The sequence below is a fragment of the Moorena sp. SIOASIH genome, assembly GCF_010671925.1.
Lineage (GTDB): Bacteria > Cyanobacteriota > Cyanobacteriia > Cyanobacteriales > Coleofasciculaceae > Moorena.
Map to the genome: position 1 here is coordinate 42,901 of NZ_JAAHIH010000001.1, position 26,306 is coordinate 69,206.

General features: G+C 43.1%; 25 protein-coding genes and 1 tRNA gene. 12 read left to right on the forward strand and 14 right to left on the reverse strand.

The window, feature by feature from the left end; translation table 11 throughout:
• Positions 1–521 precede the first annotated feature (521 nt).
• A complete protein-coding gene (locus F6J90_RS00215; RefSeq protein WP_293090535.1) occupies positions 522–1,400 on the reverse strand; it encodes a hypothetical protein in 879 nt (292 codons plus the stop codon).
• Between the two features lie 402 nt (positions 1,401–1,802).
• A complete protein-coding gene (locus F6J90_RS00220) occupies positions 1,803–3,149 on the reverse strand; it encodes a transposase (protein WP_293090536.1) in 1,347 nt (448 codons plus the stop codon).
• A 277-nt stretch (positions 3,150–3,426) separates the two neighbouring features.
• Between F6J90_RS00220 and F6J90_RS00225 the strand changes: the two genes are divergently transcribed.
• Positions 3,427–3,561, forward strand: a complete 135-nt coding sequence (locus tag F6J90_RS00225; RefSeq protein WP_293090537.1) for a hypothetical protein — start codon at positions 3,427–3,429, stop codon at positions 3,559–3,561.
• Here F6J90_RS00225 and F6J90_RS00230 read toward each other — a convergent pair.
• The 8 genes from F6J90_RS00230 to F6J90_RS00265 form a co-directional block, all read right to left on the reverse strand.
• Positions 3,558–4,583: a DUF6492 family protein gene (locus tag F6J90_RS00230; RefSeq protein WP_293090538.1), complete on the reverse strand. Its 1,026-nt coding sequence runs from the start codon at positions 4,581–4,583 to the stop codon at positions 3,558–3,560. The genes F6J90_RS00225 and F6J90_RS00230 overlap by 4 nt on opposite strands.
• Positions 4,584–4,926: 343 nt before the next feature.
• Positions 4,927–5,307, reverse strand: coding sequence for an ABC transporter permease subunit (locus tag F6J90_RS00235; RefSeq protein ID WP_366513654.1), 381 nt, complete (start codon positions 5,305–5,307; stop codon positions 4,927–4,929).
• Between the two features lie 659 nt (positions 5,308–5,966).
• Complete coding sequence (locus tag F6J90_RS00240) at positions 5,967–7,280, reverse strand: DUF2330 domain-containing protein (RefSeq protein WP_293090539.1); 1,314 nt, start codon at positions 7,278–7,280, stop codon at positions 5,967–5,969.
• Positions 7,281–7,320: 40 nt separating this feature from the next.
• Positions 7,321–8,331, reverse strand: a complete 1,011-nt coding sequence (locus tag F6J90_RS00245) for an RnfABCDGE type electron transport complex subunit D (RefSeq protein WP_293090540.1) — start codon at positions 8,329–8,331, stop codon at positions 7,321–7,323.
• 106 nt (positions 8,332–8,437) lie between these two features.
• Positions 8,438–8,575 (reverse strand): hypothetical protein, encoded by a 138-nt coding sequence (locus tag F6J90_RS00250; RefSeq protein ID WP_293090541.1) that lies wholly within the window; start codon positions 8,573–8,575, stop codon positions 8,438–8,440.
• A gap of 134 nt (positions 8,576–8,709) precedes the next feature.
• Complete coding sequence (locus F6J90_RS00255) at positions 8,710–9,621, reverse strand: alpha/beta hydrolase (protein WP_293090542.1); 912 nt, start codon at positions 9,619–9,621, stop codon at positions 8,710–8,712.
• Between the two features lie 218 nt (positions 9,622–9,839).
• Entirely contained in the window at positions 9,840–10,565 is a 726-nt protein-coding gene (locus F6J90_RS00260; protein WP_070392306.1) for a hypothetical protein, read from the reverse strand.
• Between the two features lie 414 nt (positions 10,566–10,979).
• Positions 10,980–11,159, reverse strand: coding sequence for a hypothetical protein (locus F6J90_RS00265; RefSeq protein ID WP_293090543.1), 180 nt, complete (start codon positions 11,157–11,159; stop codon positions 10,980–10,982).
• Between the two features lie 449 nt (positions 11,160–11,608).
• On the opposite strand from F6J90_RS00265, the gene F6J90_RS00270 reads away from it, so the two are divergent.
• From F6J90_RS00270 to F6J90_RS00295, 6 genes are all read left to right on the forward strand, one after another.
• Entirely contained in the window at positions 11,609–12,130 is a 522-nt protein-coding gene (locus tag F6J90_RS00270; RefSeq protein WP_293090544.1) for a GNAT family N-acetyltransferase, read from the forward strand.
• Positions 12,131–12,193: 63 nt separating this feature from the next.
• Positions 12,194–12,267: transfer RNA gene (locus F6J90_RS00275), tRNA-Pro, on the forward strand.
• A 239-nt stretch (positions 12,268–12,506) separates the two neighbouring features.
• A complete protein-coding gene (locus F6J90_RS00280; RefSeq protein WP_293090545.1) occupies positions 12,507–13,298 on the forward strand; it encodes a Tic22 family protein in 792 nt (263 codons plus the stop codon).
• Positions 13,295–14,242 carry a peptide chain release factor N(5)-glutamine methyltransferase gene (prmC, locus tag F6J90_RS00285; protein WP_293090546.1) on the forward strand — a complete coding sequence of 316 codons (948 nt, stop codon included), beginning with the start codon at positions 13,295–13,297 and terminating at the stop codon, positions 14,240–14,242. Before F6J90_RS00280 ends, prmC begins: the two co-directional genes overlap by 4 nt.
• A 102-nt stretch (positions 14,243–14,344) precedes the next feature.
• Positions 14,345–14,947, forward strand: coding sequence for an L-threonylcarbamoyladenylate synthase (locus F6J90_RS00290; protein ID WP_293090547.1), 603 nt, complete (start codon positions 14,345–14,347; stop codon positions 14,945–14,947).
• Positions 14,948–15,058: 111 nt separating this feature from the next.
• Entirely contained in the window at positions 15,059–16,222 is a 1,164-nt protein-coding gene (locus F6J90_RS00295) for a HAMP domain-containing sensor histidine kinase (RefSeq protein WP_293090548.1), read from the forward strand.
• Here F6J90_RS00295 and F6J90_RS00300 read toward each other — a convergent pair.
• Entirely contained in the window at positions 16,182–16,652 is a 471-nt protein-coding gene (locus tag F6J90_RS00300) for a GNAT family N-acetyltransferase (protein WP_293090549.1), read from the reverse strand. The genes F6J90_RS00295 and F6J90_RS00300 overlap by 41 nt on opposite strands.
• Before the next feature lie 352 nt (positions 16,653–17,004).
• Here F6J90_RS00300 and recJ point away from each other — a divergent pair, with 352 nt between their 5' ends.
• The 3 genes from recJ (at position 17,005) to F6J90_RS00315 (ending at position 20,672) form a co-directional block, all read left to right on the forward strand.
• Positions 17,005–19,071 (forward strand): single-stranded-DNA-specific exonuclease RecJ, encoded by a 2,067-nt coding sequence (gene recJ, locus F6J90_RS00305; RefSeq protein ID WP_366513656.1) that lies wholly within the window; start codon positions 17,005–17,007, stop codon positions 19,069–19,071.
• 225 nt (positions 19,072–19,296) lie between these two features.
• On the forward strand, positions 19,297–19,656 hold the full coding sequence (locus tag F6J90_RS00310; protein WP_293090551.1) for a cupin domain-containing protein: 360 nt from the start codon (positions 19,297–19,299) through the stop codon (positions 19,654–19,656).
• A gap of 278 nt (positions 19,657–19,934) precedes the next feature.
• Positions 19,935–20,672 carry a hypothetical protein gene (locus F6J90_RS00315; protein ID WP_293090552.1) on the forward strand — a complete coding sequence of 246 codons (738 nt, stop codon included), beginning with the start codon at positions 19,935–19,937 and terminating at the stop codon, positions 20,670–20,672.
• Positions 20,673–21,058: 386 nt separating this feature from the next.
• Here the strand turns inward: F6J90_RS00315 and F6J90_RS00320 are convergent, their stop codons facing one another.
• Positions 21,059–21,193: a photosystem II reaction center protein Ycf12 gene (locus F6J90_RS00320; RefSeq protein ID WP_008178400.1), complete on the reverse strand. Its 135-nt coding sequence runs from the start codon at positions 21,191–21,193 to the stop codon at positions 21,059–21,061.
• Between the two features lie 201 nt (positions 21,194–21,394).
• Between F6J90_RS00320 and F6J90_RS00325 the strand changes: the two genes are divergently transcribed.
• Both F6J90_RS00325 and F6J90_RS00330 read left to right on the forward strand, forming a co-directional pair.
• Entirely contained in the window at positions 21,395–21,745 is a 351-nt protein-coding gene (locus F6J90_RS00325; RefSeq protein WP_293090553.1) for a YkgJ family cysteine cluster protein, read from the forward strand.
• A 389-nt stretch (positions 21,746–22,134) separates the two neighbouring features.
• Positions 22,135–22,797: a phosphoribosylanthranilate isomerase gene (locus F6J90_RS00330; RefSeq protein ID WP_293090554.1), complete on the forward strand. Its 663-nt coding sequence runs from the start codon at positions 22,135–22,137 to the stop codon at positions 22,795–22,797.
• Positions 22,798–23,113: 316 nt separating this feature from the next.
• Here F6J90_RS00330 and F6J90_RS00335 read toward each other — a convergent pair whose 3' ends face one another.
• Positions 23,114–25,099, reverse strand: coding sequence for a DICT sensory domain-containing protein (locus F6J90_RS00335; RefSeq protein WP_293090555.1), 1,986 nt, complete (start codon positions 25,097–25,099; stop codon positions 23,114–23,116).
• Between the two features lie 123 nt (positions 25,100–25,222).
• Positions 25,223–25,855: a pentapeptide repeat-containing protein gene (locus tag F6J90_RS00340; protein WP_293090556.1), complete on the reverse strand. Its 633-nt coding sequence runs from the start codon at positions 25,853–25,855 to the stop codon at positions 25,223–25,225.
• Between the last annotated feature and the right edge of the window lie 451 nt (positions 25,856–26,306).

A 26,306-nucleotide genomic window follows, 5' to 3' on the forward strand; every position in this document is an offset into this window, starting at 1 on the left:
AATCTGTAGCTGTTGAGACTACAAAATCCGTCGCTACGATAACTTCCGGTAGGGTTTGCTTCTAACGGGGCGACAGGTCAGCTAGAACGTAGCTATAATAAGTAACCTACCTCTTAGCCCTCGTAAATAATACTCCAATTTATTGCGATTTAAGCTGATCAACCTGGCGGGGTGACAAGAGTAGCTAGAAAGCCGACATAATCAAGGTCATAGCTTTGAGAGCTTGCTGATAAAATGGGCGTTGATTTGAAGATAAATTAACTGTTCTATTTTTTATTAATTAATTGGCACACTTGGGAGTAAAAATTAAGCCAGTTGTAACCATATAATCCAAAACCTGTTAAGTAAAGTTACACTTTCTGTGAAACACAGGATAGAGAGACAAATCAGCTCAAGAACAATAAGGTAACGCTGTCGCGTTGTTTACTTGTTGGCAACGATTCTGATAGCTGGTCAGCTACCTAAAAAGGAAGGCTAGAAGCCCCGTCTCTTTAGAGCGGGGTGCTGACGTTCAGCGAAGTTCAAATAGAGCGCATGGTCAGAGATTTTGCTAACGTTTGATAACTGGCAGGATGACCTGCAAAATATCCCGAGAGATAATACCTGGCAGGTTCATAATGATTTTCAGCCGTGAAGGGATCCAAAAATTGATCACTAACCAAATCTTTTCTGACAAAAAATGCATTAACACCCGATAAGTTACAGCCCACAAGATAATACCCTTTTTTATCTAAATTGACCTCAAAAAACTTTAATGAAGCCCCAAAACAATCATCTTTTTCCCATCTGTGTGTCGCATCATAGTCCATACAATATAAAATGGGTGGTGTGAACTTGGCATTATATTCAACGATAATTACTCTGGGACTTATACAGGTGATTGCATCAATAATATGATAGTCATTACCATCAATATCCACTGATAATAGATCGATTTCATTAGCGTCTATATTGGCAGAAATCAATTCGTTAATATTCTCTTTTGTAATAAAGGATTTAACGATTTTTAACTGACCATTTTCTATGACTTTATGAAAATATTTTCTAATTTTATCTACCGAACTAGACGACGCATCGATCCATAGACCTTGCCAATGATCAAAAAGCAGGGCAAGGCTATTGTTTTCTAAGCCATTGCCAATGCCAAATTCAACAAAGATTTGATTGGTTACACCAATCCGGTTAAAGATTTCTCTAATAATGCCATCTTCATCACTTTGAGAATAAACTTTACTTCCGAAAGGAATTAAACACTGAGGATTTTGATAGCGTTCACTTGTCCTTAAACGTTCTATTTCTTGAATAATCGGAATCTGTTTAATCCGCTTCCGAATTGTTAACTCATAGCCGATATCCTGGATGATAGGCTTAATCAATTTTTGTATTCTTTGGAGTGGCATAAACCGATTGTTTTCATACAAGAACTAACAAATTTTCGGTCAACAGGTTGTTTGAAGACCATTGTTCACCTCCTCCCGACGCCAACGTTTCACGTTTGGCGCGGGATTCCCAAACCTCACGATTTGGGTTTCTGCTTGTTTCCACTAGGGGATGTTGCACCTGCCTTAACAGATTTACTTTGCTCAGGTCTAAGTAGGTGGGTTTAATTATCCGTAAAATAGCAAGTGATATCAAATCCGGTTAGTACAGACAGTAAAAAATATTTGTCTTTGTCTGACTCTACCGTTGTTTGATCCTAATCCTAATCCTGTTTTTGCTTTCCGGATTTGGTATGAGAATGAAGCTTCCTCCACCTGGCTATCGCCGTTCGCGTAGCGTGGCGATAGCCAGGTGGAGGTGTCTTATGCTAATTTAGAGCTACCCCTAGCCCATAAATCACACAGACAAGCCCAGCTTCTAGGCGATCGTCCAGAACTTTTGCTGGAACGACCCTCACTGCCATTTCTGCGAGTGAGTTGAAGTATGCCCCTAGCGCCGATATTGTAAGCGCCGTTTAGGTCGGCATTGAACTGCTTACCTGAGGAGAAGGTTGCTAGAGCATAATTTTTTGAATCACGTCTAACAATGCCCGTGCCATCGTAAGCAAGCTTTGAAGTATAAGCCGCCACAACTTCCACTACCTTGCCACCCAACTCAGCCCATTTCATTTCAGTGAAATCACGAATTTTTGCTTTGAGCCATCCATGAAACCTTTGCCTGAGGTTAGACCGTTTCCGCCCCCCTTTTGGCTTCCATCCTCTTAGATTCTCAAATACAATCGCTTCCGAGTTAAACTTCTCAGCAACCTGAACAATTCGTTTAGAGACAATATGACTGATTTGGTTGTTGATTCTCTGACATTTTTGATAGGTTTTAGAGCAGAAACCTTTGTGAAGTCTCCCGCCTTTACCCATCGTTTTAGACGCCCGCATGGATACGGATTTCAGACGCACATCCCGACGGTCTATGTCTCTCCCAGGGTGGATAAACTCCCTGTGGATTACAGTGCCGCTGTGGGTTACGACTGATAGGCTTGCAGTGGTGTTAATTCCTAGATCTACCGCAGTTACATTAGCTTCTGGTTTTCGTTTTTCTGGCTTGCAGTTGAACGGAACAGATAGGTGACAATACCTTTCATTGAAAATCAAAGAAGGCGACATCATTTTGTTGCTGGCCACCTGATGCCTTTCCCTCAAACCAGTGATTTGGACAGTAGTCCAGACCCAATCCAGACCGTTGAAAACTTTGATTTCGACTTGGTCAAAGCCATGTAGTTTATAGCATTGTCCTTTGTACAGGGCGGGATAGCAGCCAGTATTAGCATTTAATTTTGGTGGTTTAGTGTCTCGTCGTTTCCGCGTACCCGACTGCCATTCGTTGTATCGGGTCACATAACTGCTAACTTGACCAGCAGCAAAAGCAATTGCAGCACGGCGATAATAACTAGGAAATTTGTAAAAAGCTTTGTTGAATTGTGGATATTTGATATTTGGGCGCTTTGCTGTTTGGTGCATCAAACACTCAACAGCAGGAGTTAGCTGATCTGCTGTCAAAGAACCTAGTTCAGACCAGTGAGTATAAATAATGCCAACCAAGAAACGACAAGCATGGCGATACACCTTGACCGTCTCCCCAAACAGTAGTTTTTGGTCGGGGGTAGGATTTAATTGCCATTTGTCAGTTCTTATGACTTTGGTCGGCGTTTTCACTGGTCTAAAAAACTATCCTATACTTAGTATTTTAGCATACAAAATATCAGACGATAATATAACAATCAGTGTTCCAGATTTTTAGTAATTAGTATTGGCGTGGACTAACCCCCACCTGGACGTTCGCGCAGCGTGGCCTACGGCCAGGTGGGGGAATGCGTCACACGTACCGTTCAAAATCATTAAAACCTCTTGACTAAAGGTTTTCAGCTTCATTCTCGGATTCTAAGTTTTAACGTTTATTTATTCCCACCTACTTAAAGGGACGCTCAACAGATTGAAATGGCCGAGCCAAGCCGCCAAAATATTTTTACTCGCATTGATGTCTCGGTCATGGTTAGTCCAATATACCGCTAGACGACCTGCTGCCATCCCAGATGAAGCCGAATCCATTGAGATTTCCAATCTTTAGTGTGTGCTAGAGACTTCAGTCATCCGAGGATTCCAACGAGAACGCAACTCTTCGATATGCATATTCTCTCTGTTCTTTTTGAGATGTCGAGGGCTACTTTCAAAAGATAAAGAAGATGGCAGCGGATCTGACCCATACTCAGCTTGAATAAAGGATTCTAACTCTGTATAGGACGGAGAAAAGCTTTCTTGGGTCGGCTGGGATACGGTCGATTGATATCGCCGTAATGTCGCAGAAAACAAACCCGTACCATCATCAAAAAACCGTTCAGTCGTTGCCCCATAGCGTTCATAGGGATGAAAAGCTAGATGATCTGGGGCTTGAGCTCCCACCCAGGAAACGTAAGACCAATATTCACTAAAGGTGCCAAATTTCAGCGCAGATCGCATCATCAGCAACAACCAATGGTCATCCGATTGAAAGTAGTTGCTCACCTGACACTTAAAGGACTTAAGGTGCTCTTGTTTAAACCACATATGATGGGGAATAAAAGTGCCTTCAGGGTCTGTTAGGGGTTCAACCCCCAACACCGAGCGAATCCATTCTGCCCAAGTGGAGACAATGCTGGCATTGCCCCACTGATTGTGCTGAAGTAGGGCAAACGTATGCTGTTGGGTTTGGTTCTCCTCACAAATCAGGGGCCAAGTCGCAACCGGAAGTAGGTCACTATCCCAGACAACATACCATTCACTTAAGTCATCAATTCCCTCACCAGCACCCAGTTTTAAGAGTTGCTGATAGAACCAGCCTGGAGTATAAAGGGATTCCCCGAGTTCCAGTTCAGCACAAATTCTGTCTTTTGTCAGACCACTTTTTTGAAAGAAGGTTTCCTCAGAATGGGTATAAAGGGGAGCCAGTTCCCAACCCTGAGACACCTGTTGTAGTGATCGCGCCTGTGGCTCAGGTGAAATCACATGGATACTGCGAGGTTTGTAATGGGTTGTAATTCCCTCAAGCACACCCCGCGTGTTCCAGCGCAACTGATAGAGAGGAATCACAAAGTCGAAGATTTCTTGTGACATAGCGTTTAACTCCGAATTTCTCTAGACTATCAACAATAAAAATATCATCTTAATGGAACAAGGAGTCGGTGTTAGTTTAGGATGTTAAGGTCTCTTGCCATTATTAACATCTAAGCTAAACAAGTACCTCAGAACCCCATTCAGAATTGATCATTCATCACTTATCATTCATATGTGCTAGCGGTGAAACCTCTGCTCTTGCGACTGGTTGAGCAGAACTTAGCTTAAGCTAGACTTCAAGTCGCCTTCAACCCCATTCATAATTTATAATTCATCATTCAATAATTCAATTGTGGGGTTTGGGCATCCCTCCCGATCATCTCTGATTTAGCAAGGGAGGATGTCAACGATGATTTGTATTCAACTGTTCTTCTAATTTGCGACTTCCTAAAGACATCAAATAATAGAACACCCAATAGAGAATACCGATAAAGATATAAACCTCAGAGTAAGGTCTTAAAAACATAGAATTCGTGAAAATTAAACGACTAATGCCTAACAACTCTAAGAATAGCACAATTACCAACAGTGTTGTATCCTGAAAAAGACTAATAAACTGGCAGGTAATCGATGGAATCGAGATTTTAAAAGCTTGAGGTAAAACAATCAATCCTAAAGTGAACGGGGTATTCAAACCCAGGGCTTTAGAAGCTTCTACTTGACCTCTCGGTATGGCTTGGAGTCCACCCGGCAGGTTTTCTGCTAAATATGCTAAACTAAACATTTTTAACCCTACAATTGCCTAGAATACGTGATCCTGTCCCATTCCTTTGGGTAAAAATAAGGACAGTAAAACCTGTCCCATAAATAAGCTAATGTGCATTTAAATTGGTTAATATACCAAATCCGGTTTAATAAGACTATATTCAAAACAATCAAAGTCCTTGCTTAGACTTGATTTGAGGATTTAGGTAAGTAACCTATAATAACCGGATTTGGTATTACCTATTCCCTTTTGGTAAACTCAATTGCTACATCGCTTACATTAAGGGAGTTTGAGTCTCAAACTAGTACAAATGAACGGGGTAACTTCAATCAAAAAACTTTTATCTGTAGTTTTTGATACTAATTTAGATGAGCTTATCCTGGTTCAACCCGTCAAATTTATAATATAGCAGTTCTCATACTGATGAGCGACATTGCTTATCCCTTTAAGGCAAAAGGCAATAGGCATGCTAGCAATAGTAAAGAGGGTTTTAAGGTAATCAGTCTAAAAGTAGAGTGTACCTCATAACTGCGATAAACACTATAATTGTGTTACATATCTTTGCTATAATTTAGATTGCTTTACATCAAGTCTAGGTTACTTGTGACTTGTCAAGTAATAAATAACAAGTAAAACAAGTAACCTAGTAACAAGTCACAAGTAACGATTTCTATGGTTTACCAAAGATGTCTCCACCAAGGAGTAGGCTTAACATCAGGAAAATCGATTTTGTTGCGGATTTCATCAATATCCCATCCAGTCAACTCAGCTAAGGTTTGAGCTTCCTGTTGTAATCGTCGATTTAAGGATTGTTGATAGTCAACTCCTGCCCTACAGCTCATCTTCCCAGTAAAGGGATGACGAAGGATATATCGTCCCTGAAACAATTCACGGTTTGACGTTTCCTGGAACATCAAATCTTCTGGGAACGTATCACGGGTATAGCGAACATGGAGGCGAGTGATATAAACATTATTGGGTCTTCCTGAGTTTATCCAAAAGACACCTGATTTCCGGAGTTCTTCCGGATTGAGAGGGTTAGCTGAACATGGGTCACAACTAGCCATATTCCAAGCATATTCAACAAAAGCTACTTTTTTCCCTTCACTCTCGTAAGCAGTTTCGAACATAGCAGTGTAGAAATCACCAAACTCTGTTTTGACAAATACCGGAATTTCAGTATTAGAAGGAATCTTTACCGTGCGGTAGTTTGTAATTTCAGCCTGACCTCGGGGTGATAACACATAGACAATCAGGTCTTGCTCACCCGTAGCATTCATCATCCCTAAGCGAATGGGCAGCATAAATCGGGGAGACTCGTAAGCCATCTGGAGGGGTCGCAACCGTTGGTAGGCAGTTTTGTCAAATTCCTCCAGATTGACTTTGGCAACGAAAAATTTCATATTCTGGCGGATGTAGGGTCGCAATAGCCGATTTGCTCCCTGTGGAATTTTATAACCGTTGCGTCTGAGCCAGGTTTCTAAACCTCTAGAGTCCTTAGCACTGAGGATAAGAATGTTATATTCTCCAACTGAGAAGCGCTCCTCTACCGTGACACCTAAAGCACGATCATCAGCATTCCTTGCCCTTGTGCCACTTCTAGGACCACTTTGCGGTAGTGGCGCACTTTCGAGATACCTTCGGTTATCGGCACAGGGGTCTGGGTCAAAATATTCCACTAGTCGAGGTGCACTAAACTGATCGAGGCGTTCAATAATTTTAGGGTTACCTACGTTGACCTGTTCTTGCTGAAGCACCACAGGAACTGGGACAACCATGGCAAAGTCTTTAACATCCCCTTGATAGTCATTTGCCATGGTTAAAACAGTGCGATCGCCATCCCGAGCAATTACCACTTGAGAGGTCTGGTTATATAGTTTAGTATCAGCTTTTGCGACATAAAACCCACAAAAACCCCAGGCTTTTTGAGCCAACCCTAAACTCACTAAAACCGTTATCAAAATAGTACTTATAACCCGAATAATTTTCATTTTTATTTATTTTTTTGTCTTTAACTCAAGTTACTTAACGTCATTCAACAAATTCACTATCATGCCAGGAAAATCTCGTAGATGACCAGATAAAATCCAAAATTACGCTCAAAGGGGATAGGGCAAACAACGCCCAGAAAATAGCGGTAGGCAGGAAGAATTGATTACGCAATATAAAAGTCAGTAAAGCAATACACACCGCCCAGAGCAATCGACTAATCGGTGCATTGGGGATTGAGCGAGGGTCGGTTAGCATAAATAGGGCAAACAGTAACAAAGACCCACTCATCAACCGATGGCAAAATACATCCCAACTCCAGCCAAGCCAGAGATTTCTAATCCCTTCTAAAACCGCATAGGCACCCAAAAAAGCTGCCGTTGTATCCCATCGTCCTACCCGTTTTAACACCATACTGCCAGTGCCCGCAAATAATAGAGCATACCAACCATCATCCCCCCACTGTCCTGGAGAAACCCAAGCATCATTGGTTAGGATAAGAACAGCAATAATTCCAAAATTGGCTGGATTAAAAAAATGCTTGCCCTCAACTCGGAAAATAAATTTACTCAAAATTCCTACGGAGCCAGCTAAAACCATAGTGCTATAGTTATCAGCTCGCAGCAACAGACTCAAGCTTAAGGCTGTAATCATAGCACTTTTTAGGGAAGGGGGTTTGGGAGAACTGGCGAAAGTAGCATCATTATCCTGGGGGCAATTTGGTTGTTTTCTCAGCAGATTAAGAATTGTTTCTAAGGTTTGAATTTTGCACCATTCAAGGGTAGATTCAAGGGTAGTTTTAAAATCGAGTTTGGGATTAAACCCCAAAGGAAGGCCAAGGAAAGAGAGGCCAAGATCCCCAGGGTTTTTGATTGCGGATCTGTGTTTGGGGTTTGACCAAAGAAATGCTGCTAACCACTGAGTTAGTAGGCAGCTTACGATTACGACTAGAATCAAGTCTGGTCTTAGTGTCCAGTCCCGAGTGCTGATGCCCAAGACTAGGAAGATGGAGAGAAACAGAATTTGATTGTTTCGGGGGTCTTGTTGCCACATTATCTACCCATTCTGATCCGACTGTTAAAGTAATCAGGGCGCTCTGTATGGATCAGGTTTAACACAAAAAAAGACGCTAACTCTACCAAGACTAATGCCAGAGCGATCAGGAAATGTTTCCCCGCTGCCAACACCAGGCTAAGGGAGCGATCGCACCATACTGTACAAATGCCTTTACAAATGCCTTTACAAATGCCTTTACAAATGCTATAGAGCTACTATTTTTGAGTGGTTCATCGGGCATGATATCAAGTATAGTGGTCAGTTAACCATTACCCATTACCCACTCCCCTCAATTATTCCATAATTAATGGATAATTTTCTAGGTTAGAAATTAAGAAAATTTTAGTTAGATGGCCAGATAATTGCCAATTGTAATTAAGTATAATTAGCCAAAATTTGACGAATTTGATCATCAATAGTCTCTGGTTTCTCCACCATCGCCATATGTCCACATTGAGCAATTTCAATCACATTGTCCCCACACAATTGAAAGAGACTGTGAAAACTAGCAAGATGACGCACATATTTCGGTTCCATTACCTTATCCTGAGTACCAGCAATGAAATAAACAGGTTGTTTGAGTCGGGAAACAACCTGAGGTAAGCGATGGACCTCGGCTTCTGTGGTGGAATCTAGTAACGTCCTCAGTGCAGCTTCCGCATTAGCAGTAACAAAATCAATAACCCGTTGACGTCCCCATTTCCGGGCAATAGGACGCGCTACCTGAGCCCGGGTAAACAGTAAGTCCAGTAAAGGGACATAACACAACCAACGGGGACGGCGTTTGACCAACTGCTCACCAGCCAGCCGAAAGCGCTCAAATTCTTCTTTAAGATAAATTCCACCACCAGCATTAAGACAGATTACCCCTTGAATCCTCTGAGGTAGCAAATAGGCACCCCACAGAGCAATGCTACCCCCTAGGGAATGACCAACTAACCAAGCCTGTTCGATTCCCAGTTTTTCTAACAGGATGCCCAAGTCCTCAGCATAGGCAGCTAAGCTATAGCGGTCAGTGGATGAAGCAGCAGTCTGAGGAAATGGTGATTCCGAGTCCCGGTTAGATGTTGAGCTTTGAGTGTTATGAATTTGGGACTGGGATTCACCGAATCCCCGCAGGTCATAGATCAGACACTGATACTGCTGTGACAACCTATAAATTAGAGGTTGCCAATAGCTACGGCTTAACAGCCAGCCGTGGATGAAAACCAAAACAGGGCAGGATGATTTAGTAGGAGGTGTTAATTCGTAAGTATGGGATACTCCTAGGATGTTAATGGTTGCCATACCTTGATCTTATCGAAGAATTAACAGGATAGGAAATTAGTCAGTGATTTTAATCACATCTTGTTTGTCCTTACTTGAAAAGTAGGCAGGATGACGGACTTAGGCACCAAGAGCCTTAAAACCCGGTTTCTGGTTATAAATCAAAGGCTGAAATCGTTGTAATTATTTTAAGAAACTGGGTTTGCGGCATAAGTCCTGTGCTTGTCACCCAATGATGACTAAAACACTTGACCTAGTAATCGCCGCCGAATGCTTTCAGCAATTTTTTGACCTAAATAATCGGGAATCAAGTTTCCGTTAGGGCCTAGTAGGTAAAGAATCAGCCGGGTTCGTCCCCGCCACACCAGCAAGTTGGCATTGACCACCAGTAAATCCTCTTGCCAGATGGCGTACATAACTTTGTAAAATAATCCAGGTTGGTTATTTGCCTCAATTAACAGCGCTGGTAGATGGAACACTGGGTCTACGTAAAATTCTGTTTCTACCTGCTTCAAGCCAGCATCGAGATTAAATTCCACTGCCAGCATTTGTTCCACCTCAAAGCGCCCTGCCAAAGCCTCCCTCAGGGCACGGCAGACATTTTCTGAGGTTTTGTGGGTCAGCGCTTTCCGGTTACGAGACACCACTAGTTTCATAAACACCAGCATTGGGGGACTAATTTGACCATAAAGACTGAGACTGTGGATAGTCAGTCCATAGGCAGTCAGAACGCCAAAAATGTCACTGAGCAGAAAAGACTCATTGCGGTAAGCAAAGTGCAGGACACTTTTTGAGCCTTCCGGTTTGATCTCAATTACAGCATGTTGGGTTTTATAGAGTCGGTAAGCCAGTCTGAGGTTGTGCAGTTGGATCTCACTACTGACAAACTGTTCATAGAACTTAGGAAACGCTCGGTTGAAGCGTTTCAGGATTTCTTGTTGGGATGATTTCCAACCCACAGTGATCGATAGGGGTAGGTGGCTATTCTTGTTTATCAAAAGGTGCGACCCGTTCGCGTAGCGTGGCCTTTTGGCCAAGGCGCGACCCAAGGTCGGGTTCCCCGGCCTTGGAGGCGCGCACCTCATGGGAATTTAATTCTTAATGCGGAAAGCGCACCTGAGCTTTTTGAGTTAACACAACCCGGTAAGCTTGTAGGGGGCTTTACACACAAATGTATATATAGATAGAGTTTAACATTGATTTGCTTGATTTCTTGATATATCTGGGTTTGAGCTCTTTTTGGCTATTTGGTGTATTTCCAAGGGTCCCGTCTGGGTTTGAGGCTTTTGTCTTGCTCAAAACTCTCTGATTCCCCCCAGGCAACAATAAGCGCGGATCTGATTCATTTCTCACCAATCCTGTTGATTAGCCTAGTCTAACTAATCTTCCCCAACTTCCCCACCTTCGGTAGCTTGCCGACTTTCCTTGTCTTGATGCAAAGCGCGAGTGGTTTTGGGTATGTGTGCGGAACACCGCGATTCTCCTTTGGAGACACTACGTGAACGCACCTGTATTGATGCAGCGCGGTCATGGGGGGAACCCCCGTTCCCTTGCTGCATCGCTGTAAGCCCCATGGAAACCACGGAAGTCGCTCATGGAGGGAACCCTCGCATTAAGGCACTGCCTCCTCCGTTCCCTTGCTGCATCGCTTGTTGATTTAGATGCGCGCAAGGACAGCAAACAGCTGTGCCCTCTGATTTCGAGAATCTTACCCAAGCGACTTCAAAGAGCGCGAGCCTTGAGGGAATGCTAGGATAGGAATTTGGATAGGAGGCTTAATTGTGGTATTATCATTTGCACAAAGAATTAGTTTCAGATCAAGGTAGGTCGGGTATGATAGTTTTCCTGGTGGAGTAAAACCAATAGATCAAATATCACTTTCTGTTTTTTGAAACATTTAAGTCTGGCTCTGGTTGACCGAGACCCAGAACGTCTGAGCCGTCAGGGAAAGAAGACCATTACCAGTCCAAGTAGCTCACAATTATGATAACGCCACTGTCACACCTGCATGGGTTTTTGGAAAAGCTTCTTTAGCAGTTCTGACACTGCTTTGCCTCAAACACGAACTGAAGGAGATACCGTAGAAGGTGTCAAATATCGCACCGACGGTACCTCACGGGTATTTTTCAGTACAACACGGGAAATTGACCTGTACGAATTGGAAGAACTTTGTGATGCTGTTGGTTGGTCTCGGCGTCCTTTGCGCAAAGTTAGGAAAGCCATTCAGCATAGCTTTTTGGTTACTTCTATGTGGTACCAGCGAGGTAACACGAGGCGCTTAATTGGCTTTGCCCGTGCCACTTCTGATCATGCTTTCAATGCCACAATCTGGGATGTAGTAGTTCATCCAGATTTCCAAGCCAAGGGACTAGGTAAAGCTTTGATGAGATATATGATCAAAAAATTGCGCAGCCAAGATATTAGCAATATCACCCTATTTGCAGATCCTCAAGTGGTAAGTTTTTACCGTAAAATGGGATTTATGCCTGACCCAGAAGGTATTAAAGGCATGTTCTGGTATCCAGATTAATCTCGAGTACACACAAATCGCCAAAAGTAAGTTATACTGGTTATACTGCTTAGAGCTAGCATCCGGGATGTAGCGCAGCTTGGTAGCGCGCCTGCTTTGGGAGCAGGATGTCGCAGGTTCAAATCCTGTCATCCCGATTGGAAATTAATCAGTCAATCAGTCAAGACACCAGGGTAAAGTCAGTGAAACTTGATACAGTGAAACTTGATAAGAGTCAGGTGCAGAGGGATTAAACGCCACTGATCAGCTAAGTTAACATGCCGCGTCAAGCTATGATCGATCAAGTTTGATTTGAATCTCTGCCTCTACTAGAGGTTGGTTAGGCGCGTTCAGATCTCTCAGTGAGCAGGGTATTCTAGTTGTAACAGGCTCTTCTTTGTTAAAATTTGAGGTAATTTCTATGAAATCATTGTTCCGTTGGGGCACAACATTAAGTTTAGTAGGGAGTGCCTTACTAGGCTCAGTGAGTGCAGAAAATTTAGCGGCACTGGCTCTGACCGAAGAGCAGGTAAGAGAAAAGTTGAGTCCTGTACCTGTATTTGCAGTTACTGATCAGAAAGGTTCGCCACTAGTAGCCTCAATTCCAGATCAGCAAGATCAAAAGAAGACTACCTCAGTGGCAGGTGTGTTTATTAGCCAAGAAGATGCTAATGCGTTTGTACAGCGTTTAAAGCAGGAAAATCCTGAACTAGGTAGCAAGGTACAAGTAGTGCCTGTATCTTTGGGGGAAGTTCATGATCAAAATCAAAAGAATCGCACCGTTCCCAATGGTTTAAATTTTGCCTACATACCAAACCAAGAGCAGGTAAAGCAGGCACAAGCGATCTGGAACCAAAATGGTCAAGAAAAAAAGCCATTTCAGGGCGTACCGCTGTTTGTTGCCAAAGAAGCTAGCAACAGCGGATACCTAACCATTCAACAAAATGGGGTCTCATCAATTCCGTTCTTTTTTAACAAAGAGCAATTGCAGAGTGTAGTGAATCGCTATAAGCAGCAAGACCCTAACTCCCAGGTTAAGATAGAGGTAGTGCCTCTAGAGGGCGTTATTCAAACCTTACAGCAGAGCAATGATCAGCAACTAGAGAAAATCGTACTAGTGCCATCCCAGGAATCCCTGAAATTTTTGCAAGGTCTGTCCCAAAATCAACTCCAACGTCCAAATCAATGATTATGGGTCATGGGTCGGTGGTCTCGGGAAAAGAACTCTGGCAGTGGCGTCAAAATGCCTGCAAGTCTGCCGTCGAGGCAGGTGTACCTACAGCTGAAGTGGACTGGTTGCTAAAGGAGGTAGCTGAGCTTGACCCATTAGTGCTACGCTTGGAGTCATGGCAACAGTGTTCCTTGTTAGGGCAAGCCACTGAAAACCCAACTATTCAACTTTCCCAACCTCTACCTGTACTCACCCAACTGTGGCAAAAGCGTATCCATCAGCGATGCCCAGTTCAATACCTAGCTGGGGTTACTCCTTGGCGTCATTTCTCCTTGAGAGTTTCCCCAGCTGTCCTGATTCCCCGCCCAGAAACTGAATCCCTGATTGATCTGGCGGTCAATGGTGTAGCTATGAGCTCTACACCTGACTTAACATCAGGACACTGGGCGGATTTGGGGACTGGTAGTGGAGCGATTGCTTGTGGACTGGCAGAGGTATTTCCCCATGGGACAATTCATGCCGTTGATTGCACTCAAGAAGCCCTTGCCATCGCTCAACTTAATGCTCAACAGTTGGGCATGGCAGAAAAAATTAAGTTCTACCATGGTTATTGGTATTCACCTCTAGAAGCCTTGAAAGGTCAGTTAAGTGGTATGGTGGCAAACCCACCTTATATACCTAGTAACTCTCTGAAACAGCTACAACCAGAAATATACTACCATGAACCCCATATTGCCCTCGACGGTGGCAGGGATGGTCTAGACTGTATCCGACAGCTGATTGACATGTCTGGGGATTATCTGCGCCCAGGCGGTGTTTGGTTAATTGAAATGATGGCAGGACAAGCGGACAAGGTTGTTCAACTACTCCAAAACCATGGCAGTTACTCTGAGATCCAGATATTTCCAGATTTAGCAGGTATTCACCGCTTTGCTCTAGCTTATAGGAAGTATGAAGTATAAACAAGGTATGCATCGATGCCAATAGGTAAAAAGCTTTGGATAATTTCAGCAAACGTTTACCTTTGACGTTATCGCTTCTACTTTTTAGTGTGCTGGTGAGCAATGACCCAAGTTTCTATGGCTACCCTGATTTCCGGGGCTCTCTCAGGTAAGCTGGTAAGTTTTCCGACAGATACAGTACCAGCACTAGCAGTGCTACCGCACAAGTCAGAGTTGGTGTTTGAGGCAAAGCGGCGTCCTCCAGACAAACCTTTGATTTTGATGGGGGCATCTCCTAAGTCTCTTTGGCCATATGTTCAAGGTACTTCCGCACAGATGGAGATTTGGGAACACATGGCTCAGAAGTATTGGCCAGGAGCATTAACATTGGTGTTACCCGCTTCAGATAAAGTACCTACCGTTATGAATCCTTCTGACCCGACTACTATTGGGGTGCGTGTGCCAGCTTCCAGGATAGCGATCGCAATTTTGTCCAAGACTGGTCCGTTGGCAACTACCAGTGCTAATTACTCAGGCGAGCCACCTTTGCAAACCATGGCAGCGGTTGAGGTGCAGTTTCCCGAGGTATTGACGCTCCAGCCAGCTGAGTTAGAAGCTATCAAACCAGACAAGATTGGCGTCCCGTCTACTGTTGCCAAATGGACAAGCAGTGGCTGGGAAATTTTGCGTGCTGGAGGGATTCAATTAGACGATTCAGGGTTTTAATCCTTCTACTCACCTTTGAAAAAAACTAGCTATCCTTAAAAAGATCTGACAAAAAAGTATGAAGTTTGAATTGTGAAGTATGAAGTTTGAATTGTGAAGGAATCCTGAATTGTGAAGGAATTAGGTGCGCTTGACCTTGGCGAATTTAATTCGCCAAGGTCAAGCGCACCTCCTGAAAACGTTCTATCGATTGGTTACTCGGCAACAGGTATTTTTTTTAGCCTGCTTGCCTACCCAACTCTACCCTTGTCGATTACCAGCAGTACAACCTTCAATCTTCATTCTTTATCCTTCAACTTTCTGTTGACGTTTTTAGTGTGGCAAGACTTAATAAGCATGGGTGAGACGGATCTGATCTATTTGCTAGTAGGCATTGGGTTAGGAGTTATGGGGAGTCGCTTCAGGAAATTTTTCCATGAAAGCACAAACTCAAAGACCTCTGGATGCCATCAAACTGATGCTGAAGAAATCCAGCATCTAAAAGAGGAATTCAAGCAAAATGAATTGGCTTACCAAATGGCAAGGGAAATGAGCCAGTTTAAAGCCGGATTTTTGGCACGAACTTCCCACGAGTTGCGATCGCCCCTGAGTCGGTTGATTGGTTTACATCAGTTGATTTTGTCGGATCTCTGTGAGTCTCCAGAAGAAGAGAGAGAATTTGTGAACCAGGCTAACGCCTCTGCCCATACTATGGTTAAACTGCTTGATGAGGTGACTGCTGTAGCTAAAACTGAACACGGTACTAACGTTTTGGAGATTTGCTCAGTCCCTTTGAAGCAGCTGTTGGAAGACCTCTATCGTCTCACCCATTTGCAAGCTGCCAATCGCAATCTCCACCTGGAAATAGTTCCACCTGACCCCCAAATTCACATTTTAGCAGATCCACGGCGTTTTCGACAGGCATTAGTAATGATGCTAGATACTGCCATTACTCAGATAACCAGTGGTAAAATTAAAGTTTGGGCTGCACTCTCCTCTAAATCTGAAACAGTTTGCATCTGGATTGATATGCCCTGTGCCATCAGCTGTTGGGCTGAAGCTGTTGATTTATTGCAATTACCACCAGTTAAATCAAAACAGCCCAGTGAAACGGTATCTACTTCATCTGGACTGACCTTGTTGATGATTCAAACACTACTGGAAGTGATGCAGGGGCGTATAGAAGTATTAGCGGTACCCGGTGAAAAAGCTAACAATGATACTTCTGCTGAGAATCTTACCCGGTTTCAAGTTTCTATACCCCAGGGGATTCCTGAGATTGTAGAGCCTTACTAGGGACTAGACTAGCTAGAGGCTGATTATACAACACCATTGTGGTACTGGAGTTCAGCTCAAAACCAATGCGTTCGTAAAAACTTTGTTGATGGGTGGTCATCAGATAAACTCTCTCTACTCGGCTCATCTGAGGATGAGAGAGTACGGTTTCCACTAGCTTACGCCCTAGCCCAGCTCCTCGATAGTCTGGGTGGATAACTACATCCCAAATGGTTCCCCGATAAATTCCATCAGAGGTAGCTCTGGCTAATCCAATCAGCTTTTGGTTATCCCAAACACTGATGACAGGATCACTGTTAGCGATCGCAACTTGCCAATCCTCGATTTTTCGGTCTTTTGCCCAAAAAGCACCTAGGTTAAACAATTGTTGTAGCTGGTAATAGTCGATTTGAGATTTGCGATCGCAAAACTGAATATGGCGGTAGTCCATAGTTGCCAAAGTTCCTTCTGATTTTGTTAAACGTGCCTTGAAATTGACTTACTTTCCTGATGTTAGTCTGGAGTTTTAATGAAAACTTTTAAGTTAAAATAGGGTTGAGAGCCTGTGCTGTTGACTACTCTTAAGTAATAAAAACCAGACAATTTTTCCTGATTAATTAACAATTTAAAATTGACAATTAATCAGGATTAAAAGGGTTTGCAGATAACTGTTCAAGATATATCTATCGATAGGTTATCTCTGGCTTGACAAACCCAGGAAGCTGAGTATTACAAAATGTTAAGATTATAACTGATTGTAATTATCTCGGTCAAATCCAATAACTGATCCCATGGGTGATAGTATGGGCTATTGTTGTTCGATCACGACACCTGTGCACAACCACCTCTCACCCACCCCATCCAAACCCCATGCCCAATTGCCTAATCAGCGTTGGGAAATTGCCCCCCTCAAAACTGAACAAGCTAACCAACTCGCCCAATCTAGAGGCATTTCCCCCCTAATCGCTCAACTCCTGATCAACCGGGGTATTGAAACCTCTGAACAAGCGGAGGTTTTCCTCAATCCCCTATCTCAGGTGATGCCTGCACCAATTGATGAATTTCCCGATTTGGCAATTAGCGTTGAGATGCTCACTGAAGCGATCGCAAATCAAGAAAAAATCGCTATCTGTGGAGACTACGATGCTGATGGCATGACCAGCACGGCTTTGTTACTCAGAGCATTACGCTGGTTGGGGGCTGATGTAGACTACGCCATCCCCAGCCGGATGACAGAGGGTTATGGCATCAATACACGGATTGTGGAAGAATTTGCGGAGGAAGGGGTGGGTGTGATTTTAACGGTTGATAATGGTATTGCTGCCCATGAACCTATCGCTAGAGCTGTAGAACTGGGAATAACAGTTATTGTAACTGACCACCATGACCTACCTCCAGAACTTCCAGACGCTGATGCCATTCTCAATCCTAAGCAATTGCCAGAAGAGTCACCCTACCGAAGTTTAGCCGGTGTAGGGATAGCTTACATTTTAGCTATCTGTCTAGCACAACAACTGGGTCAACTCAAAGGCTTGACCCAACAGCTGTTAGAACTATTTACTCTGGGAACTATTGCGGATTTAGCCCCTTTAACCGGTATCAACCGACGTTGGTTAAAGCGAGGCTTAGGGTTATTGCCTCAATCTCAATTAGCAGGAGTTCAAGCATTAATCGAGATAACTGGGGTTAAAGATGACCAAAAATCCCTTAAGCCGGAGGATATTGGATTTAGACTAGGACCAAGAATTAACGCTATTGGTCGCTTATCGGATCCCCAAATTGTAATTGAACTGCTGACGACTACTGCACCGGAAGTAGCACTTGAGAGGGCAATGCAGTGTGAAAAAGTGAACCAACGGCGTCAGCAATTGTGTGCTGATATTGAAAAAGATGCGATCGCATTTATTGAAGACACTGGAATAGATTGGCAACAGAAGCGAGTATTAGTGATTGTCCAACCGAATTGGCATCATGGAGTGATTGGCATTGTTGCCTCCCGATTAGTAGAGCGCTATGGTGTCCCAGTCTTTATTGGAACTTATGAAGACGACGACCAACAACACATTCGCGGTTCAGCACGAGGCATAACTGAATTCAATATTTTTGAAGCCTTAGAGTTCTGTAAAGACTTACTGGGTAAATATGGAGGACACAAAGCAGCTGGTGGATTTTCCCTAGCTGCTGAGAACTTAAGCGACTTTGAACAATCCCTTAGCCGTTTTGCCCATGAATGTCTAAAAGCTGAACACCTCAAACCCCTAGTTGCTATCGACGCTAGCCTAGAATTACCTCAAATTACCTCTAACTTCTACCAGGAATTAGATCTGCTTCACCCCTGTGGGATTGGCAATCGGGATCCTGTCTTTTGGAGTGCCAATGTCCAAATCCTTGAGCAACGAGTTGTTGGTAAGGGACACATTAAGCTTACCTTGAATCAGGACAATCAATCAGTCACGATTCAAGCTATTGCTTGGCGTTGGGGGGAATACTTCCCTTTACCTAAACGAGTGGATATTGCCTACAAGTTGCGAGAGCATCATTGGGAGGGCAACACGACCATTGAGTTAGAGTTAGTGGGTGTTCGTCTACCCGTAGTGACTAGTCCCGTAGTTACTAGTAAAGTTACTACTACCTCAACAACAAAGAAAGCGGAATTTTATTACAATCAGCGCCGCTACACCTGTAGCCTCTGGGAATCTTTAAATGAACTAAGAATTAGAAACCCAGAAGGGAAAGTCCTAGCGATTCAGAAAGGACAACGCATTGGACTTTTGGGTACTAAACGGGAAGATGCTAAAGAAGTTAATGTCACTAAACCTCCTTACTACCCCTTGATCAAAGCAGCAACTCGTGCGTTGGGACTCAGTTGAACAAAATGTCTCGCGCAGTTCCCACCTAAATCAAAGATTATAGGTGGGGTTAGCGACACCAACAAAAAACACTAGCTTTTCTTATTCTTTTGACAATTCGATGAGGTAACTACTGGGAGTTGGCTGTTGGGTGGTTAACTGAAGTTGAAATACTACTCTAGTAAGAGAGTATATTGTTTGAAATCTGAAAGATCTAATTAAACACTTATGACTAAACCACTTTAGTTGATAGAACACCCTGAAGGAGGAAGATACCAGGAGGTATTTCGATCAAAGATTTCAGTAACTGCAAGTGATTCTAGGGTGAAGTCTGCTCTTACTCATATTTACTTTTCCCTTAAGCAAGACGAAAAGAGTCGGTTTCATCGGGTTATTGGCGATGAAGTTTGGAATTTATATAAAGGCATAGGTCTCTACCTCTACCTCTGGGATGGTACCGATTCAACACCACAACGTATTACATTATCATCTGAAGAAAACCAGTTCTGCTACGTTGTACCTTCATCAGGTGTGTGGCAGACAGCAGTACCCATTCAAGGTAGCGTTTTGGTGGGTTGTTCCGTTGCACCAGGCTTTGAATTTTAAGGTTTTGAGCTTCTCGATAGTGGCTCAAAAGAAGCGCAACTTCTCTTCTCTGTTGCACCATAATTGCGCCAGCTAGCCCTTTCTTGATAGGCTTTTATTACAGAAGCATACTTATCCCTATACAAGATTATCAATAAACACAACCTAATTCAAAAGTTAGGCTTGCAAATGCATCCTGAAAGACCTTATTAGTTCCTGAACAAATACTATCTTTCCGAAAAGTTACGCGCCTTATTCAAAACCACATTGATACAATTATTGGGGTTACCGGCTCGCTTGTGTTGGATGAGCTGGATATCAATGCGTTTTTGACTAGAAAAAATATCGGAGATATTGTAGATGAACTAATTATTACCAGTGGTTCATCGAAGGATTATGAATTTATAAAGGCAATATTTTTTCTAGACGAGTTATTAGAAATTATTTCTGAAAATACAATCGATATTCATCAACATTTAATCTGGTACAAGAGATATTCTGAGCAGAAGTTGTGTTTTATTTCAGATAGTGAGACTGAAGTCATTCATCAAGTGCTTTCTTCTTCGGAAACATCTGATTCTATAGTAGCTAAACTAAAATATTATCCTGAATTGATCAAGAGCATGGGTTTAAATGATGTCGAATCTAGTACATGGGTTTCTTGTTTGGTTGAATGGATTCGGCATCAGATCAAAAAGAATATTTCAATTCACAAATCCTTTCATGATGATATTGGTACGGTCTATGATATTCAATTTAATGGTCAATCTAAAAGATTAGTACTGTTAGCAGATGGTTTTGTGATCAACTTTTTTGCTAAACAGGAGAAAGGCGTAAAAACAGAATATATTGATCCAATTGTGACAATGCAACTTCTGGGTTTGGTCAAACTTGCGACGACTGAAAAAGGTATAGAACCAGGCGTTTATCCCATGGCACAACGTTTCAAGACCGATGATATCGATTTGTTTTGGAAAGCACTTGATGATAAAAGCCGTCCTATAGAATTTGGCGTTGCTGAATCCAGGAATGAATAACAGTAGGGTGGGCATCTTGCCCGCCCGGGAATGAAACAGGCAAGATGCCTGTTCCACAACAAGATGCCTGTTCCACAACAAGATGCCCGTTCCACAACAAGATGCCTATTCCACAGGTGCGACCCGTGGCGAATTTAATTCTTAATACGGAAAGCGCACCTAAAAACTCAGGACTTACGCACAGACTCCATGGGTAGGGTGGTCAAAACCTTGCCCACCCTACAGGTAGCGTTAAATTGAGTAATTTGCGTAAGTCCTAAACTCTTAAAATCATTCCATTATTAAGCAACGCCGAAGCTTAAACCTTCAACGGGCTAACCTTCAACTGCATCACCTACCCTACACCGAATCCCCTAGGGCGAACAACCGCCTCATTCAACCCTCGATTAAAGGTCGCCTCTAAGAGCATATAGGGCGAAAATGACCACTGGACCAGCAATCACAACAGCTGCCAGCATAGTCAACTGAGCAATCAATACCCAATCGATGTTACCTATAAAATCTAAAAAAGCTAAATACATGTGTTCTCCAGAATTAACCCAACAAAGCCGATGGTGACTAATCACAATCCATCCCTTAGATATTACTGGGTAATGATCTGTTTTTTTTAAGTAAGTTTACAAAAATATACAAAACTCAACGGCAAGCCTGACCACACCTATCACGGGTGAAAACTCGCTAAGCTAGATCTACTGTAAGTTTGTAGCTCTTTTTTGAAAGTCATGGCCACTTGGCGTTGTGTAAAGCAATGTGGCGCTTGCTGTCATCTTGACCCAGCTGAGCGTCCAGGATTAGAGGAGTATCTGCTACCAGAAGAGCTAGCGCTATATTTGAGTATGGTAGGTGAGGGGGGATGGTGTATAAATTTCGACCACACCACCCGTGAATGTCGTATTTATCCCCATCGACCTCGTTTCTGTCGGGTGGAACCTGAGGTATTTCAGGATATGTATGGGGTGGAGCCAGCAGATTTAAATGATTTTGCCATTGACTGCTGTTGGGAGCATATTGAAGCACTTTATGGAGATTGCTCTCTGGAAATGCTGCGCTTTGAGCGGGAAATAGGGATTTAAAGCTACATAGCAGTTCTCAACTCGGTTGTCAACAAAAATTGACGTCAAAAGGGAACAGGGCACAGGGCACAGCGGATCACCGGAACAGGAGGAAAGAGATCCGAGTACTTTTTAGTGTTATAGCGTTTTTATTTGAGATGTAAACATAGGATTGATGGGAAAAGCAACTTCGGAGCAGGGCCTTCGGAGCAGTAGGCAAGAGATCCAAAGAGTTTTTAATGTTATGAGAAATCAGCAAGATTGTTCATAACCTATTTATAAATGCTAGATCATAAATCCCCATTGGGTTTCATGATCTATTTGGAAATGCTATACATGAAATTGAAGAGCGAATAGCGAAAATCGAAATTAACGAGTAACGAGTAACAAGGAACAAGTAACAAGTAACAATGCGTGTAAAAATTTGTGGCATTACGAAACCGGAGCAAGGAGATGCGATCGCACAATTGGGAGCAACAGCATTAGGCTTTATTTGTGTACCAGGCTCTCCTCGTTACGTTACACCCCAGCAAATTCGAGAAGTGGTCAAACACTTGTCCGTATCAGTTGACCGCATTGGTGTGTTTGCTAATACCTCTACGGAAGAAATCACTCAAATTGTCGCTGATTCAGGGATAAATGCCGTTCAGCTGCATAGTAATGAATCCTCAGAGTTTTGCCAAAAGCTGCGCCAAGCTTTACCAGAGATTGAAATTATTAAAGCCTTAAGGATAAGAACTCCAGAATGTTTAAATCAGGCAGATAGTTATTTGAGTTGTGTAGATACACTATTGCTAGATGCTTACCATCGAAAAATGTTGGGGGGTACTGGTAAAACCTTAGACTGGCAAAGGCTACAACAATTTCGTCCCACTATCCCTTGGTTACTGGCTGGTGGCTTGACACCGGATAATGTCTTAGATGCCCTAACGCTGGTGCAACCCAGTGGGATTGATTTATCCAGTGGTGTAGAGCGAACACCAGGTGATAAAGATTTAAAAAAAGTTGCTCGGTTGTTCGAGAAATTAAGATCAAGAGTTGTTCGCGTAGCGTGGCCTTTTGGCCAAGGTTGAACGGTTGTTCGCCTTTGGTGTTCGGTGTAGGGTAGGTTGTCTGTCAGAATGTAGAATGTAGAATGTAGAATGCAGAATGTAGAATGCAGAATGTAGAATGTAGAATGCAGAATGTAGAATGCAGAAGGCAGAAGGCAGAATGGTGAATCTACAATGGTGAATTCCAAATTCTAAATTCTAAATTCTAAATTCTAAATTCTAAATTCTAAATTCTAAATTCTAAATTCCAAATTCTAAATTCTAAATTCTAAATTCTAAATTCTAAATTCTAAATTCTAAAATGTTTGTTTAAAATTGAAAGTTAGGCGGTTTAAGATTAACAGTCAACAGTCAACAAGGTTTGGGATGATTCCAATGGAATGGTAAAGTGGAATTGACTACCTTGATTTTTCCCCTCAGACTCAGCCCAAATTTTTCCACCCATACCTTTTATAATCTGACGACAGATAGCTAGACCAAGACCTGTGCCACCAACAGTGCGTCGGAGTGAATCTTCCTCTTGATAAAAACTCTCAAATATGGCATCTAGCTGACTGGGTTCAATACCCCTACCTGTATCCGCTACAATTACTTCTAGCAGATTCTTGGTTACAAATCCTATCGACTCTGGTTGAGTTTCATTGATTTGGGCTTGGATAGTGATTTTACCCCCTGGCTCAGTAAACTTACAGGCATTATCTAGGAGTTTGGTTAAGACTTCTACCAACCCTTCACCATCTGCTAGGACTGTAGGTAACACAGAGGGTAGTTCAACCTTGATTTCTGGTAGAGTCTCTGGTGACCAAATCGATCTCAGAGCAGAAAGAGCCAAGTCTAGGACTTCGATAATCTGGATTGATTCCGGGTAACGGGATGTCTGACCACTTTCTAACTTAGACAGAGTGAGAAAATCTTGAATCAGTTTACGCATGCGCTCGGCATCGGTTAACGCGGTATCAAGCATAATTTGCCGAAACTCCGTTGGCATTTCTGGTTCACTCTCTAAACTTTCTAGGCACACTCGGATAGTTGATAAGGGAGTTCGTAATTCATGACCAACGATAGCAATCAGATTATTGCGGGTTCGTTCTAGGGCTTCTAGTTGGTTATGGAGTTCAGTTAAGTCAGTATAAGCTTGGGCTTGATTCAAGGCTACCCCAGCTTGAGTTGCGATCGCTTCTACTAAATCAATGTCGTCTTCGAGCCATCGATAGGGTTCCGAACCGCCATGGTGAAGTTCCAGCATCCCCAGCAGTGTTCCTTGATAGTGTATTGGTACCAGTAACCAAGATCGAATCTGCCAACGCTGAATAGTTGTCCTGATAGCTGGATTATTGTGTAAGTTGGGAGCCTCAGTGACATCAGCAATGGCAATGGCTCGTTCTTGAGCTAGAGCGACTTGAATTAGAGGATTATCTGCTAACGACCACATCTGTCCAGTGAGGGACGGTAAACCAGAAGCAACCGATTCATACTCAATTTTTGCTTGCTGGTCACTAGCACTACAGCGGTAAAGCAGGCAACGGCAAGAATTAAAGGTGTGTCCTAACTCCTTTACTGTCGCTGCTAGAACATCTTGGGGATTGAGGGAGCGACGGATGGTGGCGGTGATAGCATTAATCAGACGCTCCTTGCGTTCTTTGGTGGTGAGGACTCGATAAGCTTTCAGGAGCTTATATTGACTCGCCTGCAAATAAGTTACCAACCGCTGGGCAAAAATACTAATATCAATCCCTGCACTGGTCAGCAACAATGTTTGCTCTGGGACTTCTGTAGTCAAACCATAGCGCTGCCATACCTGCTCCACTTTTGGGGCTAGTTCTGGGCGATAACTAGCAATCCGTCCGAGTAAAAGTCGAGCAGCATGAATGGTAACTCGGGGGTCAAAGGAGCAAAATCCCTCAAACCTGCGCGCCTGATCCATGGAAATTGCTGGTGTCAGTTGTTCTCGACAAATTAGGCAAGCTGTATACTTCTGGGCCAAAATCACCAGGTGCCACTCTTGGGCAAGACCATCATTTGGGTCTAAGGGGATAGTTTCTAAGGATTCTTCAACCACAGCAAAGCCAGACTCGGATTCTGGTGCCGCCAGCACATAAACTTGGTTTGTACGTTGGGCAATTCGCTGATAGCGGTGGACTTCCTGACGATAAAACTTCTCATGCTGGAAATTGGCAATCACCAAAGGAGAGTCATCCACTGCTAGCACTAGGTCTTCCATGGCATGAGAAAGAGCTGTCAAGGAAGATTTGAAGTACATTTGGCAGCGCAGATCTGGTAACTCTTGCCGTAAATCTCCCAGTAACGAATTTGGATTATTCAACTAGAAATCCCTCCCTAATTAGCCCCACTCCACTCATGAGGGGGATAGTTTTACCTCAACAAATCCTTTTCCTGAAACCAACCCTTTTGCTCAAACCAACCTTTTTGATCAAGGGATTATTTATTAGTTGTTAGCTGTTAGCTTTTGGAATTTTGAATATTCACTAGTGAGTTGATCTGGTACCGTTGCCCCAGAAAGCTCAGCCTGACCCAAATCTACATCACACAGAGTAACCCGTCTCAAGTCTACCTGACTCAAAATTGCTCCACTCAAGGTTGCTTGAGAAAGGTCAGCATCACAGAGATTTGACCTAGTCAAGTCTGCCTGGTGCAGACAAGCACCAGTCAAGTTAGCCCCTCTTAAGTCAGCGTAGCGCAGGTCTGCCCTGGTTAAATTGGCTCCTCGCAAATCGGTATCCTGAAGAACGGTTAATCTTAAATCGGCTCGGGTTAGAATGGCTTGGCGCAGGTTTACTCTAGTGAGATTCGCCCGAATCATAAATGCCTGACTCAAGTTAGCCTGCACCAGAGAGGTTTTTTTCAAATTGGTTCGCCACAGTTTCGCTCCAGTCAGATTCGCCTGATTAAGGTTGACTTCCTGTAAAACTGCGAGACTCAGGTTGGCATCAGCTAGGTTGACTCGTCTGAAAATTACTCCAGTCAGATTGACTTCACTCAGGTTGATTTGCTGGAGATCTACTCCACTGAAATCCCTCTCACCTGCTGAATAACGCTCTAGAAGCTCATTAGTATCCATTTGGGTATCCATAGCTGGCAGCCGCGCCAACATGACATAGTGTTACTTTTAATGTAACATAATGTTAAGAATACTTTTTATATGTAAAGGATTATGTTATATTTGGAAATTTTATCCAGAGATAAGCTATTCTTATCGGTGCCTGCAATGGATTTGTGATATAATTAACCACTTACCGGATCAGGTAAGTGTCGGCTTCAAGGCAACCCTAGCTATTCCTTGTGCTTTTATGCTCTGGTAAAGTCTTTGCTGACTTGGTGTGGGATGTCACAATAGAGATCTAACTCAGATCTAAGAGCAGTTTTCACCTTTGATAGCCCCATACTTAATTTGGGGGTAAGCTGAGAATAAGCTGTTGCTCTAATCAAGGCAGTGGTTTACTGATTTGAAAACTGCTATTAGGAGATCTAATCTTGCTCTTGCTCTGATGATTACCATCAATCTCTTTTGA